Source organism: Flindersiella endophytica, from assembly GCF_054779015.1.
On record NZ_BAAGYY010000003.1, the window covers coordinates 169,250 to 183,752 of the forward strand.

Below are 14,503 nucleotides of genomic sequence, written 5' to 3' on the forward strand. Positions count from 1 at the left end.
CTGTTCCAAGGGGTCGCCGGTCAAGCGCGCGGCGCATGGCGTCGCGCGTCAGGCGACCCCTGGAACAGATCGTCTAGGGGGTGGTCCGGCAGCCGGGCCGGCTCGGTGCAGGCCGGGTGGCGGTGGGGATGGGGTTGTACGGAGCGCTGGGACTACGCCGGACTCGTCCTGCCCGTCGCCGGTGCGGGCGAGGCAGAGGAGCCGGCGGCTGCAACGTGGATGCCATCAAAGCTCACCTCGCTCTGGGCGGCCGGTTGGGGCCCGGCTCAGCCGGTGTCCGGGCCCCAAGTCCTGGTTCAGGCGTTGAGTTGCTGGCGTTGGCTGGTGCTGGACACTTCGACGCGGCGTGGCTTGGCGTGTTCGGCGACGGGGAGCCGGATGGTCAGGACGCCGGCGTCGTAGTCGGCCTCGAGCTTGTCGGTGTCGAGGGTGTCGCCGAGGAAGAGTTGCCGGCTGAAGGAGCCCTGGGGACGCTCGGAGGCCACGAGCTCGATGCCTTCGCCGTCCTGGGTGGCGCCGCGACGCTGTGCCCTGACACTCAGCACGTTGCGTTCCACCGTGAGCTCGATGTCGTCCGGTTTGACGCCGGGAAGGTCGAAGTGGACGTAGAACCAGTCGTCCTTGCGGTAGGCGTCGATCGGCATGGCCGCCGGACGCGCTGTTGTGCCGAACACCTGCTGGGTCAGCCGGTCCAGCTCGCGGAACGGATCGGTCCGCATCAACATCGTCACCACTCCTGTTGCTCTGCTTTCGTCTCGGTTGTGGTTGTGAAGAGGTTCGACGTTGTCGGAAGCTTGCCGCTTCCGATGTACTTACCTCTGATTATCGGCCTGATAATCTGATTGTCAAGCGCAGATTTTGGACCGGCTGACCGCAGATGCAGCCCCGAGACGTGGAGGGCGATGGCAGGCCGTACGCAGCACCCCGTCAGCACCCCGACCGGCGCGTCGGCCGACCTGGTGCCAGGAACAGAACCAGGGCCGAGCGGGGATCGTGGTGTCTACGCGATCTCGGTGGCAGCCGAGCTGACCGGCATCGAGCCGCACATGCTGCGCACCTGGGAACGCGCCGGCCTGCTCGCTCCCGGCCGCTCCGAGGGCGGCACCCGCCGCTACAGCGCGGACGACCTCGACACCGCACGGCACATCAACGAACTGGCCACCGCGGGCATCAACCTGCCCGGCATCGCCCGCGTGCTGGACCTGGAACGCCAACTCCACGACGCCCACCGTGAGATCGACCGGCTCACCAAGAAGCCACCTCACCGCTGACGCCCCCGGGCCCCGGCCCTGCCGCCGCGCAAACCAGGTGAACAAAACCCCGGGCCGCCGGTTTACGCCGCAGGCGGCGGAGCCGTCGTGGTGCGCCGGACAACGAGGGTGGGGGAGAGGATGACGTGCGTCGACGGCTTGTGGGGATCGGTGATGCGGTCCAGGAGCAGCCGGGCCGCGTTGGCGCCCAGCTGCGGGCCGGCCTGGTCGACGCTGGTGAGGGAGATGGGCGCGAAGGCGGCGTAGGACGTGTTGTCGTACCCCGCGACGGAGATGTCGCCGGGTACGGAGAGGCCGGCTTCGGCGAGGGCCTCGAACACCCCGATCGCCACGATGTCGGCGCCGGCGAAGATGGCGGTCGGGCGGGGGGAGCGGGCAAGCAACTCCTTGGTGCCGAGGTAGCCGCCTTCCTGGGTGTAGCTGGTGGAGGCGATTGCGATCTCGTCGGCCAGGCCGTGGGCCGCCATCGCCTCCCGGTAGCCGGCGGCCCGGATGGCGTTGGGCATCTCGGCCAGGCGTACCCGGTTCTTCTCCTGGTGCTCGACGTGCCCGATCCGCCGGTGCCCCAGCGCGGCGAGGTGGTCGACGACGAGAGCGGCGCCCGCGAAGTCGTCGTCGGCAACAGTGTCGTACGGGGTGGAGCGGCCGTGCCGGCCCACCACGACAGTCGGCACGTCACCAGCCATCCGTTCGAGGCGGGTACGGCTGGACTGCGGGGCGACCAGGATCAGCCCGTCCATCCCGCGGTCGATCATCGACTCGGTGACCGCGGTCTCCTCGCGCTCACCGCAGGCCGGTCCCAGCAGCACTTGGTAGTCGGTGTCGCCGAGGCGGTCGGTGATCCCGTCCAGGATGTCGGCGAAGAAGGGGTTGCGGATGTCGGGCACCAGCACGCCGACGGTGTACGTACGACCGCGCATCCCCCGCGCCGCGGCCTTCGGCCGGTAGCCGAGCTCGGCGATGGCCTGCCGCACCTTCGCCTGCATCGCCGGGCTCACGCCATAGGCATCGCGCAGCACCTTGGAGACTGCCGTGACGGACACCTTGGCGTGCTGTGCGACATCCACGATGGTGACTCGCCGCGGTGACGCGGGTGGCTTCACACGGTTCCTCCGAGGCGACCGAAAAATCGTTTCGTCTCGAAGTGTACGGAGGGTCCGGCTGGGCCGCCCGCGCAATCCCAGGTCAGACGGCTGCGAAAGAGGTCACCGAACCTCCGCGGTGTGCGAGCCCGCACCGAGCTCCGTGTCCGGCCGCCCCGCCAGCGACAGCACGCCGGTGACTCCGTCCGGGAGTTCGGTGTCGACCGTGAGAACGCCGTCCTCGCTACGCCAGCCAACCTCGACCCGGCCGTGTGGTGTGTCAAGACCGGCTTTCGCCCAGGTGAGGCCCCCGCCCGGCCGCGGTGCGATCAGCACCCGCGAGTAGCCCGGCTCCAGTGGTGCGATCCCGCCGACGACCCGGTGCATCCAGTCGGCCACCGCGCCCAGGGCATAGTGGTTGAAGCTCGTCATCTCGCCGGGGTTGATGCTCCCGTCGGGCAGCATGGAGTCCCAGCGTTCCCAGACCGTGGTGGCGCCCATCGTCACGGGGTACAGCCACGACGGACACTCCTGCTGCATCAAGAGCGCGTAGGCAGCGTCGAGGTGGCCGGTCCTGGTCAACGCGTCGGTGATGAACGGAGTGCCGGCGAAGCCGGTCGAGATGTGGTAGCCGCTCTTGGCGACCAGCTCGGCCAGCCGCGAGCCCGCGACCTGTTCGACCTCCGAGTCGAGGAGCCCGAACGTGATCGCCAGCGTGTAGACCGTCGTGCAGTCGGAGAACACAACGCCGTCAGCCGAGACGTAGTGCTCGTTGAACGCAGAACGCGTACGCGCCGCCAGTGCCTCGAACTCCGCGGCATCGTCCGGCCGCCCCACCAGCGTGGCGGTCTCGGCCACGATCCGGGCGGAGCGGTAGAGGCACGCGGTGGCGACCACACCCTTGTCGGCCTTGGCGTTCGCCGGCTCGTGCGGGGACGCGTCGGGGTCGAGCCAGTCGCCGAACTGGAAGCCGGTGTCCCACAGCCCGTTCGGCGACGTGAGCGTGCCGACCCGGCGTACGTGCGCCGCCATCGAGTCGTACTGCCGCTCGAGCACGCCGCGATCGCCGTAGGCCTGGTAGAGCGTCCACGGCACCCAGACCGCGGCATCGCTCCAGACCGCCGTGCTGTCCGGCGCGGGGAATCCGCCCGGGCGGGGCAGCAGTTTGAGCACGTCGGGGATCACGAACGGCACCATGCCGTCGTGGTGACGCTGCTCCAGCGCCAGGTCGGCCAGCCAGTCGGACAGGAACGCGTTGACGTCGAAGAGGTACGCCGCCGACGGTGCGAAGGCGGCGATGTCGCCGGTCCAGCCGAGCCGCTCGTTGCGCTGCGGGCAGTCGGTCGGCAGGTCGAGGAAGTTGCCCTTGGTGCCCCAGACGACGTTGCGATGCAGCTGGTTGAGCAGCGGATCCGAGCACTCGAACGACCCGATCCGCCGCAGCGCGGAGTGCACGACGACGGCCGAGATGGAATCGGACGTCAGCTCGCCGGGCCAGCCGCTGATCTCGGCGTACCGGAAACCGTGGAACGTCTTCGTGGGCTCGAAGAAGTCGTCCTCGCCGCTCAGGATGAAGCGGTCGGTCGCCTGCGCGTCTCGCAGCGGCCGCACACCGAGCTCGCCGTCCTCCAGCACCTCCGCGTGCCGGATCCGGATCTCGCTGCCGCGCGGGCCGCGGACGGTGAAGCGCAGCCAGCCGACGAGGTTCTGACCGAAGTCGGCCAGCGTACGCCCCGACGGCGAGGTCCAGATCTTCACCGGCGCGAGCGTTTCCTGCCGCAGCACAGGCGGACCGACATACGGCGTCAGCCGCGCCTTGTCGAAGTCGAGCAGGCGGGCGTTGACGACCCACCGCTGCTTCGCGCCGAACGTGTGCCAGTCCGGGTTGCGCCGGCGGGCGTCGATGGTCTGCCCGTCGTAGATGTCGTCGGCCAGCACGTCGGAGCCGACGGCGGTCCAGGTCTCGTCGGTGCCGACGACCTGCCGGTGCCCGTCGGAGAAGCCGATCTCCAGCTGGGCGATCAGGCCGAGCCGGTCGCCGTACAACTCGCGCATCCCGGCGAACGCCAGCCGGCCGCGGTACCAGCCGTTGCCGACCGAGACGGTGAGCACGCTGCGCTCGCCGAGGAACGAGGCTACGTCGTAGGAGCGGTACCGCAGCCGCCACTCATAACTGCTCCAGCCCGGGCTGAGCACGTCGTCGCCGACCGCGCGGCCGTCGATCGCGGCCTCGAAGACGCCGAGGCTGCTGACGTGCAGCACCGCGGTCTCGACGGCGCCGTGACCGGCGTCGAGCTCGATCTCCTTGCGGAACAGGGGAGCCGAGCCCAGGTCGGCGTACGGGGTGATCATCGAGGCGGACCAGGAAACGGTGTCGGACATGTTCACCTTTCAACCCTTGACGGATCCGGCGGTCAGGCCGGCGACGATGTGCCGCTGGAAGAACAGGAACAGCAACAGGGGCGGGACGGTAATCAAGACAATATCGGCGAACAGCAGGTTGTACGAGGTGTCGTACTGACTCTGGAAGTTGAACAGCGTCAGTTGAACGGTGGCGTTCTTCTCACCGGGCAGGAAGTAGAGCGGGTTGGTGAAGTTGCTCCAGACGAACACCGACTGCGCCACGACGACCGTGACGATCACCGGCCGCAGCAGCGGGAGGACGATCCGGAAGAACAGTCCGAGCGGGCTCGCCCCGTCCATGATCGCGGCCTCGTCGAGCTCGCGTGGAATCGTTGCCATGAACGCCTGGAAGAGCAGGACGCAGAACGACAGGCCGAACGCGATCTCGACCAGGATGAGACCTGGCAGCGTTTTGAAGATGCCGAGCAGCTGCATCACCCAGATGGTCGGCACCACCGCCGGCGGGACGATCAGCCCGGAGAGCATCAGCAGGTTGATCGGCCCCTTCCAGCGGCTGCGCCGCCGCTGCAGCACGAACGCCGCGGCCGAGGCGAGCACCACCATCGCCGTGACGCTCACGACGGTGAGGATCGTGCTGTTGATGAACGCGATGATCAGGATGTAGTCGCGGGTCCGCAGCACCTCCCTGACGTTCTCGAACAGCTGCCAGTGCTGCGGCCACGAGAAGTGCAGCGCGGCGGCGTCCTGCTGGTCCTTGGCCGCGGTCAGCAGGATGAACGCGAACGGCAGCAGGAACACGATCGTGAACAGGACCAGTGCCAGCGCGCTCAGCGGATAGTTGTAACGGCGGGTCTTCACGGCTGCGCTCATTCCTGGGCTCCCTTCCGGTTGAACCACCAGAACAGCGGTACGACGATGCCGGTCACGAGCAGGAACAGGATCACGTTGCCCGCGGTCGACAAGCCATAGAAGCCGGCTTGGTACTGCTTGTAGATCACCGACGCGATGACGTCGGACGTGAACCCAGGGCCGCCCCTGGTCATCGCCCAGATCAGGTCGAACGACCGCAGCCCGCCGATCAGCGAAAGGATCAGCACCGACACGGTCGCCGGTCTGGCCAGCGGCAGCGTCACGTGCCAGAAGTTCTGCATCGAGCCGGCGCCGTCCACCTTGGACGCCTCGTAGTACTCCCTCGGTATCGCCAGGATGCCGGCCATGTAGATGACGGTCGCCAGCCCGACGCCCTTCCAGACATCGACGAGCGCGACCGACAGCAGCGCCAGCTGTGGATCGGTGAGCCACCCGGGCCCGCTGATGCCGACCGCGCCGAGCGCGCCGTTGATGGCGCCCCGCTCGGGGTTCATCAGCACGGTGAACGTGATGCCGACCCCGATCGTGCTGACCAGTACCGGAAAGAAAGCGACCGAGCGCATGAACGCCCGTCCGAGGATCCGCGAGGTCAGCAGCAACGCCAGCCCCATCCCGAGGACGACCTTCAGCCCGCAGGTCACGACGGCGTAGATCAGGGTGTGCATCAGACCGGACGCCAGCGCGGGCTCCTGGAAGAACTGGACGAAGTTGTCCAGGCCGATGAACTCCGTCTCGAACAACGTCCACCGGGTCAGGCTGAAGTAGAACGAGGCGAACGCCGGCACGAGGAACAGAGTCGTGTAGACGATCCCGGCCGGCAGGACGAACCAGAAGGGGTACGGACTCTTGCGCCGACGCGGTTTCGCGGCGTCCTCGCGTAGCTTGGTCGCGGGCGCTGCCGGTCTGGTCTGCAACATGTGGCGCTCTACCAGCCTTCGAGTCCCAGTTGCTGGGCCTGCTTCTCGACGTCCTGGTCGTAGCGGACCGCGCCGTCCTTGGCGGACCTGATGCCGGAGCCGACCTCCACGGTCACCTGCTCCAGCGCGGGGCCCTTGACCGGCGACTGGAACTCCAGAGCCGTCGTCACCGCGCCCTTCTCGACGTAGGCGTTGAGGTCCTTCACCGCCGTGGTCACGTTGCTCGGCAGCGCACAGCCCTCGACGACGAACGGCCCGCCGACGGGCGCGGGCCGTGCCTGCGCCTGGCAGCCCTTCGGGGACGCCATGAACGCCTGGAGCTTCTTGGCGGCTTCGAGGTTGGCGCCCTCGGTCGTCTTCGGGATGAAGATGCCGTTCGGCTCCCAGATGGTGGCGCCGGCCTTGGCCGCGTCCGTACCGGGCAGGGCGAAGAAGCCGACGTCGTCGACGTGCTTCGGTGCCACGCCGAACATCGGCGCGACGGCGACGGTGAGCATGGGGTAGTGCGCCGCCTTGCCGGTCGCGACCGCGGTCAGGCCGTCCTCGTACTTCGCCGAGGCGAAGTCCTGATTGAGATAGCCGGACTTGAACACGTCCTCGAGGTGTTGGAAGCCGGCGAGGGCGGCCGGGGTGGTGGCGTACTTCGCCTTGTTGGCGGTGTAGTCGCTCGCGAACGACGGATCGGCCGCGGCGACGTTGTGATAGTCGGCGAGCACGAAAATCTGCGACGTCCAGGTGTCGCCGAAGGTCTGCTCGACCGGGGTGAGACCGGCGGCCTTGACCTTCTGGTTGTTCGCCATGAACTGGTCCCAGGTCGCCGGGATCGAGAGACCGAGCCGGTCGTAGACCTTGGTGTTGTAGAACACGCCGCCACCGGTGCTCGGGCCCCATGGCGAGCCGTAGACGTTGCCGTTCGCGCTCACGACCTCCTTGAAGGCGCCGTCGAGCTTGCCCACCCAGCTCTCGCTCGTCACCGGGACGAGGTTCTTCTCCGGGCTGATCGCCTGGAACAGGGAGCCGGAGTTGTACTGGAAGACGTCGGCCATCTCGTCCGTGGACAGCCGGGTCTTGATCAGGTTGTCGCCCTCACTGCCACCGGGTCGGGTGTCCAGGCGGACATCGATACCGGGGTTGTCGGACTCGAACGCCTTGATCACGGCGTTCGCGATCTTCACGTTGGCCGGATCGTTGCCGACGAGGAACGTGATCTGGGTCTTGCCTTCCGGGCTGTCGCTGGCGCCCAGGGAGCCCGCGCCGCACGCGGACAGGGCGAGTGCTCCGGTGGCCAGCACGGCAACAGCCAGGTGGCGGCGGTATGAGGAGTCGGGCCTCATGCGTACCTCCGATCAATGGACCGCCAAGGCGATCGAGGCCGGATGACGTCGGGAAACGTTCTTTCGCGTAGTACCAGTTAGAGTACGTATTGAAACGTTTCACTCAACGATCAGTGGGTAACGTTTTCCACGAAGGTTGCGCCCGACTTTAGGTTGTGACCCAGGCGACGTCAAGAGGTTGCCGCGGTCGGCCAGAGCCTGCTGTTCTGCGTGGTCGTCCTCACCCAGTACGCGTGAGTCAGCGCATCGTCCGCTGTGCGGCCGGCGGCGGACGGGGGTGGCCGCGGCCTACCCGTCCGCCGCCAGCTGCTTCCTGGCGAAGTCGACAGCCTCGGCCAGGAGGGTGCGCCACAGGTCACGGTCGACCGTGGGGACGGCCACCCACTCGCGGAAGACCTTGCCGGACGGGGCGAACGGCTCGCCGGTGCCGGCCTCGACGAGGGCCGTGACCCGTTCGCGGGGGAGCTTCAGGACCAGGCAGCCGGACTTGTCGTCGTAGGAGGCGAGGAACTTGCCGGCCAGTCGTACGCATGGGTAGCCCATCATCGTGGCCCGGCCGATGGCCGGGTCGTACAACAGGTCGTCGGTGAGCTCGTCGTAGAGGTCGCGGGCGTCGTCCCCGCCGGAGTGCTCCGCCGGGGACGTTCCCTTCGTACGTCGCGCCATCAGGTCGCCGTCAGCTCGTCGGTGGGGTGAAGACGCCGAACAGGTTACCGGCCGGGTCACGGAGGTAGGCGAACGTCGGTGCGCCGGGGCCGGGGTCGAGGTGCTTGCTCACGACCGAGCCGCCGAGCTGTTCGGCGTCGGCGCAGGTGGCGTCGACGTCGGCGACCAGGATGTAGAACACGGCGTGGTTCGGCACCTGCCCGCCGGTGCCGAAGATGCCGCCCATCGGGCCGTCGGCACCGGAGGCCTTGATGTTGCGGTAGTCCATGCCGCCGGAGGCCGACGGGCCGTCGGTCTCGAAGGTCCAGTCGAAGAGGCTGCCGTAGAACTTCGCGGCGCCGTCGGGATCGCTGGTGGCGACTTCGAACCAGGCCAGGGCGCCGGGTGCGGGGACGGTGCTCATGCGGGTCTCCTTCAGAGTGCGGATCACCTGCCGAAGCGGCAGGTCGCACCTACGGTCTCGGGCGCAGGCGACAGCCCTATGTCGGTGTTCGGCAGAAGATCTTCGCCGTTCAGCGCCGAGGCCGGCAGCTTGGTCTCGTAGCCGTCGACGATCAGGTCGGGTATGTCGCGTCGCGGGCGCGGCGGAGACGGTGTGGGCTCGGCCCGGGTGATGCGGTCCATGCGGAACACCCGGTCCTCGGTTCGCAGGTGGCACCAGGCGCTGAGGTAGGAACCATTGGGGCCGACGACCACGTGCTGCGGCTCGACCTCCCTGGTGGTATCGATACCGCCGGCATCGGTGTAGCGGATGCGCAGCACCTGGTTGTCGCGTACGGCCCGCCAGACCGTCTCGGCGATCTCGGCGTCGGGGTCGGGCACGGGCTGGACGAGCAGCCGTACCTTCCCGGCGGCGGTACGTGCCTCGGCCAGCGCCCGCTCCGGCATGGCAGCGACGATCTTCTGCAGGGCGCTACGGGCGTCGCGCTTGAACAGCACGTGCTCGTTCCTGCTCAACGCCACGGCGACGGCGGCCGCCTCGCGAGGGGTGAAGTTGAGGGGAGGCAGGCTCATCGAGCGGTCGAGCGTGTAGCCGCCGCCTCGCCCCTGCTTGGTGGCGAGCGGCACGCCGGCCTGCCCGAGCGCGCTCAGGTCACGCTCGACGGTGCGTACGCTCACCTCGAAGTGCGTTGCGAGCTGCCGCGCTGTCCTGCCCCGCGCCCCGGCGGCACGCAGCTCCTCCACCAAGGCGTACAGACGATCGATGCGGTTCACGGCATGAGAGTAAGCGAGCCAACCGACATTGCTCGTCGCCGTTTGCAGCCGTGGAGCGTGGCTCGGGGCAGAGGAGCCCTGCCAGCGGCGGGTTTCAGGCCTCGGTGCCTCTCCGCAGAGGCTTCGGCGGTAGTAGACGACGCGTCAGTTGCGGTCGCGGTGGACCAGGCCGGCGGGCAGCATCACGCTGCAGTGCTCGCCGCCGTTTCGGTCACCAATGCGCCTCGGCGGAGGCCGCGGCGGTAGACGACGCGTCCGTTGTGGTCGCGGTCGATCGGGCCTGGGCGCCGCGTCACGCCGAGAGTGCCTACCGCTGTTCCGGCTGCGGAGCGTGGCTCGGCCAATTCCAGCCTCAACTCACCAGTGCGTCCCCGCGGAGGCTGCGGCGGTAGTAGACGACGCGTCCACTGCGGTCGCGGTGGACGAGGCCGGCGCGCAGCATCACGCCAAGATGGTGCGAGACCGTGGCGGGGGCGAGTACGTGGCGGCGGCTCAGGTCGCCGGTCGAGCGGGGTTCGTCGAGATCGCGCAGGAGGGCGGCACGGCTGGCGCCGAGCAGGTCCGCGACCGCGGCGGCCTGGTTGCGGTCGGCTGCCGGCGCGCCGACGCCGCCGGCCGGGTAGCAGAACACCGCGGCCCGGGCGTCGTGCAACTGGACGCCGAGTCCGGGCCAGCGGATGGCGCTCGGCGCCAGCACCAGGTCGGCCTGACCTACCGCATGGTGCTCGTCGTACGCCGACGTGATCTCCAGCCGGCCGCCCGTCCAGCGCAGGTCCGGGTGGAGGCCTCCGAGCACCGCGCCGACACCGGCCTGGGCGAGCTCGGTGCCACGCCGGCGGATGTCGGCGTCGAGCGTGGCGCGTAGCGCGGACCAGCTGTCGGCGAAGGCGGCCCGCCAGAACGCGTACAACCCCGCGGCCACCCGGCCGGCCAGCGTCCCGGCCTGCACTGCCTCGCGTACCCGGGCCGACAGCTGCCCTTCGGCCGCGAACCATCCGATCTCCCGCTCGACCGCATCGGCGGGCGTCGCAGCGACGAGCTCCAGTTGGACGCCGAACGTCCGGGCCGGCCGAGCGACGGGCGGCGGGGCGGGCGTGAGGAAGTCCGGGGTGTACCCGCGACCGGACCGCGGGAACAGCTCCGCCACGAGTTGGGTGTCGGCGCGCCGCAGCGCCGCCCGCGCGGCCGGCCCGGGATCGCCGTAGACCGGATGCCGGCGGCCCTGCGCGGCGAGCAGCAACCAGCCGGCCAGCTCGTAGGCAGGCGACGGCGCGAGCCGCAGGCGCGCCAGGCTCGCACTGTCAACGTCGACCACGATCACGCGCTCCATGCTAAGCCGCGCGACCGTTCGAGCTGGGTCGAATCATTACCGCCGGGACGGCCGCCGGCGTTTCACTCCTCTCACGTAGTCGCCTGATACATCCTTCGAGGAGCCGAAACCGTGAGAACCCTGCTACGTACCGCCATCTCCCTGGTCGCCGTGACCGCCGCTGCCGTACCGGCGGTGGCGATGGGCGCCGAAGCGAACGGCGAGCCCCAGACCCAGACCCAGCATGCCTGTGCGGCGGACTTCGACCGCGCCGTGCGTACGTATGTCGACTCCACCGCCGAACGCGACGCGAAGCGGTTCGCGTCCGTCCTCCACCCCGACGTGACCGCGATCTTCGCCGACGGCGAGGTGCTCTACGGCAAGGAGCGGACGATGGGCTTCATCGGGCCGTTCTTCGCCACGTCCGGCTGGACGCAGACGTTCGACGAGCGCACGCGAGAGGTGCGCGGCTGCCGTACCGCGTTCGTCCTCTTCGACTCGGTGTTCACGCCGTCGCCCGGCGCCGAGCCGATCGACTTCGTGATCGGCGTGACGTTCACCTACGAGAACGGACGCTGGCTCGCCCTGCAGAACCAGGACAGCAACGGCCCTTCGTACACGACCGGGTCGTGAAGGCCGGCCGGAACAAAGGACTTGCCTTGGATCCGTTGGCTGTGTGAGCCTCGGCTGCGATGACGGAGCTGATGCCCGCGGCGCAGGCGGAGCTGATCGTCGCCTATCACGGCGAGGTCGCCCGGACGTGGCTGCGCGAGCTGCCCGCGCTGGTGGACCGTTGTGTGGATCGCTGGAAGCTCACGCTGTTGCCGGCGTTCACCGGTGGCGAGGCCGGCTGGGCGGCTCCGGTCGTACGCGAGGACGGGAGCCCTGCCGTCCTCAAGCTCGCGATTCCCCTTGTGGACATGGACGATCAGTGCCGGGCGCTGCGTTCCTGGAACGGTCGTGGAGCGATCCGGCTGCTGGGCTACGAGCCGGACGACCGCGCCTGCCTGCTGGAACGTTGCCTGCCCGGCACCGATGCCGCAGGCTTGCCTTCGGCGGAGGCCGACGCCGTCGCGGCGGAGGTGCTGCTCGGGCTCTGGTCGGCGGACCCTTCGCTGCATCCGGGGATGTCCCTGGCGGACTGGTGCGAGCACCTGGCGGAGCTGATGGACAGCCGTGCCGATGAGTTCCGTACGGTGGCTGACGTCGGGCCGTTCTACGAGGCCGCCCGGCTCTACCGTTCGTTGCCGGCCTCGGCCGAACGGAAAGCCTTGCTGCACGGCGATTTCCACCGCCGGAACCTGCTGCGTTCGGGCCGCGGCTGGCTGGCGATCGACCCGATGCCGCGGATCGGCGACCCGGCGTTCGACGTCGGACAGTTCCTGCGGATCGACCTCGGCCCGGACTCCGCGAAGCGGGCGGACGCGTTCGCCGATCGGCTCGGGCTCGACCGGAAACGCCAGCGGGCTTGGCTTTTCGCGGTGGGTACGCAGGCCGCGTCCTGGCACCTGTCGATCGGCGATCGATCGACCTACCAGGCGTTCATCGACGTTCTCGCGAAGCTGATGTGACCGCTTGGTCGTGAGGACACGACCGGCGAGCTCGGCCGGCGTGGTTCGTGACTCGGCGGACCCTCAAGCGGGGTTGGGCTTCGCGGTCGTTCCACCTTGGCCGACGTCCAGCCGCTGGCCGTACGCCCGCATCGCCTGGTCGACCGACTTGCGCGTCTTCGCGGGGTCGTCGCCGTAGCCGACGAACAGCCGGCGGTTCATGTCGGCGAAGTGCAGCACCAGATGCTCGCGCGGCATGAGCTCCGCGATCGCGAGGCTCACCATGCCGTGCCGCATCGTCCACAGTTGTACGGACCAGCCGAGCGCGTCCATCGGGCCGGCCGCCTCGAACCGGCCTGCGTCCACGCAGCGGCGTACGGCCTGGACGAGGCGTTCGAACGTGTCGTTGCCCGCTTCGGGGTTCCCGTGGCGCTCGAGGAACATCGCGCGGTAGAGGTTCGGGTTGGCGAGCCCGTTCGCCAGGTACGCCACGCCCGCGGCGGTCAGGTCGGTGACCGGATCGTCGGTCTTCGGTACGGCGTCGAGGTCGGCCGCCAGCCGCGCGAAGCCCTCCCGACGGACCGCCCGGTGTACCTCGTCCATGCTGCCGAAATGCGTGTAGACCGCCATCGTCGACGCGCCCACCTCGGTGGCGAGCCGGCGCGCCGTCAGGCCGTTCGGGCCCGCCTCGGCCAGGACGCGGGCGGCAGCCTCGACCAGTTCGGCTCGGACCGAGGGATCGGTGGATCTCGGGCTCATGGGTTGACTGTATTGCCATAACTAAGTTACATAACCTTGTTATGGCTGTTGCAGGCCTTCGAGACCGAGAGGAAGGGGAGGTCCATGTACGTGACGACAGAGCGAGCCGCGGCCAGCGTGCCCGGTTTCGGGAGCCGGCTGGCCAACGTCGGGCTGTGGGTGCTGCAGGTCCTGACCGCGCTGTTCTTCCTGATGGTCGGCATCGGGAAGCTGACCGGCTCACCCGAGATCGCGGCGACGTTCGACCAGCTCGGGTTCGGCGACTGGTTCCGTTACCTGATCGGCGTACTCGAGATCGCGGGAGCCGTCGCACTCTTCGTGCCGCGACTCGTCGGGTTGGCGGCGCTGGCGCTGGTCGCGCTGATGATCGGAGCGGCGGTGACGCAGCAACTCGTGACCGGCGGCGGCGTCGTGCTCCCGCTGGCGCTCCTCCTCCCCTCAGCGATCATCGCCTGGGGCCGCCGGCGCAGCCTCGGGCGGCTGTTGGCCGTGCTCCGGCGATAACCGCTCGACGAACCGCCGTACCTCGGCCCGCGTCCCCAACCGATACACCGCGACGCCCGGTCCGAGGCCGGCCAGGAGCGCGAGTACGTTCGGCCGGTCGGTCCGGCGGTAGTTCCAGATCCACCGCAACCCGGCCGGATCGAACGACTCGTCCGCGCCGTCCGGAAGGTCGGGCCTGCGCCGCCGGCGGTCGCGCAGCATCCGTTTGGTGACGCGCCACAGGCACAGCCAGCGCGACAGGTCCAGGAACACGATCGTGTCGGCCCGCCGCAACCGGCCGTCGACATCGACATCCCGCAGGAAGTTGCCGTCGAGCACCCATTCGTCGCCGTCGACGGCTTCGCTCAGACGGGCCAGCGCCTGCTCCCGCGGAACCGCGCTCCATCCCGGACCCCAGAACAGTACGTCCAGATGGACAACCGGCAGCCCCGTCCGGCGGCTGATGGCCCACGCAAGCTCGCTCTTGCCGGCGCCGCCCGGGCCAAGGATGAGCACGCGTTTCACAGTCCGGCAGCGTAGGCGCCCGCAGCCGCCGTCCGCCAAGCCATTTCGCCCTGCGCTCGGCGGGCTTCCGCGGTCCTCGAGAAACCGGTTCCCGGCCAGCCCGCCGCCGACGGTCGGCTGTCGAGCCGTCTCGGGCCGAAGCCGACATCGCTGCGCTG

The 14,503-nt window shown here is 69.2% G+C and carries 16 protein-coding genes; 4 read left to right on the forward strand and 12 right to left on the reverse strand.

Annotation, left to right across the window (positions count from 1 at the left end; all coding sequences use genetic code 11):
• Positions 1–296: 296 nt before the first annotated feature.
• The gene (locus ACYVF6_RS02085) at positions 297–725 is read right to left on the reverse strand and encodes an Hsp20/alpha crystallin family protein (RefSeq protein WP_460515094.1); all 429 of its coding nucleotides are present in this window, start codon (positions 723–725) and stop codon (positions 297–299) included.
• Positions 726–902: 177 nt separating this feature from the next.
• Between ACYVF6_RS02085 and ACYVF6_RS02090 the strand changes: the two genes are divergently transcribed.
• Positions 903–1,271, forward strand: a complete 369-nt coding sequence (locus ACYVF6_RS02090) for a MerR family transcriptional regulator (protein ID WP_460515096.1) — start codon at positions 903–905, stop codon at positions 1,269–1,271.
• Between the two features lie 62 nt (positions 1,272–1,333).
• Here ACYVF6_RS02090 and ACYVF6_RS02095 read toward each other — a convergent pair whose 3' ends face one another.
• The 9 genes from ACYVF6_RS02095 to ACYVF6_RS02135 all read right to left on the reverse strand — a co-directional run bounded on the left by ACYVF6_RS02095 (position 1,334) and on the right by ACYVF6_RS02135 (position 11,040).
• Entirely contained in the window at positions 1,334–2,338 is a 1,005-nt protein-coding gene (locus ACYVF6_RS02095) for a LacI family DNA-binding transcriptional regulator (protein ID WP_460515098.1), read from the reverse strand.
• A gap of 138 nt (positions 2,339–2,476) precedes the next feature.
• On the reverse strand, positions 2,477–4,735 hold the full coding sequence (locus ACYVF6_RS02100) for an alpha-L-rhamnosidase (protein ID WP_460515100.1): 2,259 nt from the start codon (positions 4,733–4,735) through the stop codon (positions 2,477–2,479).
• A 9-nt stretch (positions 4,736–4,744) separates the two neighbouring features.
• Positions 4,745–5,587: a carbohydrate ABC transporter permease gene (locus ACYVF6_RS02105; protein WP_460515102.1), complete on the reverse strand. Its 843-nt coding sequence runs from the start codon at positions 5,585–5,587 to the stop codon at positions 4,745–4,747.
• Entirely contained in the window at positions 5,584–6,504 is a 921-nt protein-coding gene (locus ACYVF6_RS02110; protein WP_460515104.1) for a carbohydrate ABC transporter permease, read from the reverse strand. The genes ACYVF6_RS02105 and ACYVF6_RS02110 overlap by 4 nt, the downstream gene beginning before the upstream one ends.
• An 8-nt stretch (positions 6,505–6,512) precedes the next feature.
• The gene (locus tag ACYVF6_RS02115; RefSeq protein ID WP_460515106.1) at positions 6,513–7,838 is read right to left on the reverse strand and encodes an ABC transporter substrate-binding protein; all 1,326 of its coding nucleotides are present in this window, start codon (positions 7,836–7,838) and stop codon (positions 6,513–6,515) included.
• Between the two features lie 288 nt (positions 7,839–8,126).
• Complete coding sequence (locus tag ACYVF6_RS02120) at positions 8,127–8,504, reverse strand: hypothetical protein (RefSeq protein WP_460515108.1); 378 nt, start codon at positions 8,502–8,504, stop codon at positions 8,127–8,129.
• A gap of 10 nt (positions 8,505–8,514) precedes the next feature.
• Positions 8,515–8,907: a VOC family protein gene (locus tag ACYVF6_RS02125; protein ID WP_460515110.1), complete on the reverse strand. Its 393-nt coding sequence runs from the start codon at positions 8,905–8,907 to the stop codon at positions 8,515–8,517.
• A 23-nt stretch (positions 8,908–8,930) separates the two neighbouring features.
• Positions 8,931–9,719 carry a helix-turn-helix transcriptional regulator gene (locus tag ACYVF6_RS02130; RefSeq protein WP_460515112.1) on the reverse strand — a complete coding sequence of 263 codons (789 nt, stop codon included), beginning with the start codon at positions 9,717–9,719 and terminating at the stop codon, positions 8,931–8,933.
• Positions 9,720–10,071: 352 nt separating this feature from the next.
• Positions 10,072–11,040: an ArsR/SmtB family transcription factor gene (locus ACYVF6_RS02135; RefSeq protein WP_460515113.1), complete on the reverse strand. Its 969-nt coding sequence runs from the start codon at positions 11,038–11,040 to the stop codon at positions 10,072–10,074.
• Positions 11,041–11,160: 120 nt separating this feature from the next.
• Here ACYVF6_RS02135 and ACYVF6_RS02140 point away from each other — a divergent pair, with 120 nt between their 5' ends.
• Positions 11,161–11,661, forward strand: coding sequence for a YybH family protein (locus tag ACYVF6_RS02140; protein ID WP_460515115.1), 501 nt, complete (start codon positions 11,161–11,163; stop codon positions 11,659–11,661).
• Positions 11,662–11,720: 59 nt separating this feature from the next.
• Entirely contained in the window at positions 11,721–12,599 is an 879-nt protein-coding gene (locus ACYVF6_RS02145) for an aminoglycoside phosphotransferase family protein (RefSeq protein ID WP_460515116.1), read from the forward strand.
• Positions 12,600–12,662: 63 nt separating this feature from the next.
• Here the strand turns inward: ACYVF6_RS02145 and ACYVF6_RS02150 are convergent, their stop codons facing one another.
• A complete protein-coding gene (locus ACYVF6_RS02150) occupies positions 12,663–13,337 on the reverse strand; it encodes a TetR/AcrR family transcriptional regulator (protein ID WP_460515117.1) in 675 nt (224 codons plus the stop codon).
• An 84-nt stretch (positions 13,338–13,421) separates the two neighbouring features.
• Here ACYVF6_RS02150 and ACYVF6_RS02155 point away from each other — a divergent pair, with 84 nt between their 5' ends.
• Complete coding sequence (locus ACYVF6_RS02155) at positions 13,422–13,841, forward strand: DoxX family protein (RefSeq protein WP_460515119.1); 420 nt, start codon at positions 13,422–13,424, stop codon at positions 13,839–13,841.
• Here the strand turns inward: ACYVF6_RS02155 and ACYVF6_RS02160 are convergent.
• Positions 13,776–14,345 carry a P-loop NTPase family protein gene (locus tag ACYVF6_RS02160; protein WP_460515121.1) on the reverse strand — a complete coding sequence of 190 codons (570 nt, stop codon included), beginning with the start codon at positions 14,343–14,345 and terminating at the stop codon, positions 13,776–13,778. The genes ACYVF6_RS02155 and ACYVF6_RS02160 overlap by 66 nt on opposite strands.
• Between the last annotated feature and the right edge of the window lie 158 nt (positions 14,346–14,503).

Coding starts and splice junctions, on each gene's coding strand:
- ACYVF6_RS02085 (WP_460515094.1), bottom strand. CDS start 725: ATGTTGATGCGGACCGATCCGTTCCGCGAGCTGGACCGGCTGACCCAG.
- ACYVF6_RS02090 (WP_460515096.1), top strand. CDS start 903: ATGGCAGGCCGTACGCAGCACCCCGTCAGCACCCCGACCGGCGCGTCG.
- ACYVF6_RS02100 (WP_460515100.1), bottom strand. CDS start 4,735: ATGTCCGACACCGTTTCCTGGTCCGCCTCGATGATCACCCCGTACGCC.
- ACYVF6_RS02105 (WP_460515102.1), bottom strand. CDS start 5,587: ATGAGCGCAGCCGTGAAGACCCGCCGTTACAACTATCCGCTGAGCGCG.
- ACYVF6_RS02110 (WP_460515104.1), bottom strand. CDS start 6,504: ATGTTGCAGACCAGACCGGCAGCGCCCGCGACCAAGCTACGCGAGGAC.
- ACYVF6_RS02115 (WP_460515106.1), bottom strand. CDS start 7,838: ATGAGGCCCGACTCCTCATACCGCCGCCACCTGGCTGTTGCCGTGCTG.
- ACYVF6_RS02120 (WP_460515108.1), bottom strand. CDS start 8,504: ATGGCGCGACGTACGAAGGGAACGTCCCCGGCGGAGCACTCCGGCGGG.
- ACYVF6_RS02125 (WP_460515110.1), bottom strand. CDS start 8,907: ATGAGCACCGTCCCCGCACCCGGCGCCCTGGCCTGGTTCGAAGTCGCC.
- ACYVF6_RS02145 (WP_460515116.1), top strand. CDS start 11,721: ATGACGGAGCTGATGCCCGCGGCGCAGGCGGAGCTGATCGTCGCCTAT.
- ACYVF6_RS02150 (WP_460515117.1), bottom strand. CDS start 13,337: ATGAGCCCGAGATCCACCGATCCCTCGGTCCGAGCCGAACTGGTCGAG.
- ACYVF6_RS02155 (WP_460515119.1), top strand. CDS start 13,422: ATGTACGTGACGACAGAGCGAGCCGCGGCCAGCGTGCCCGGTTTCGGG.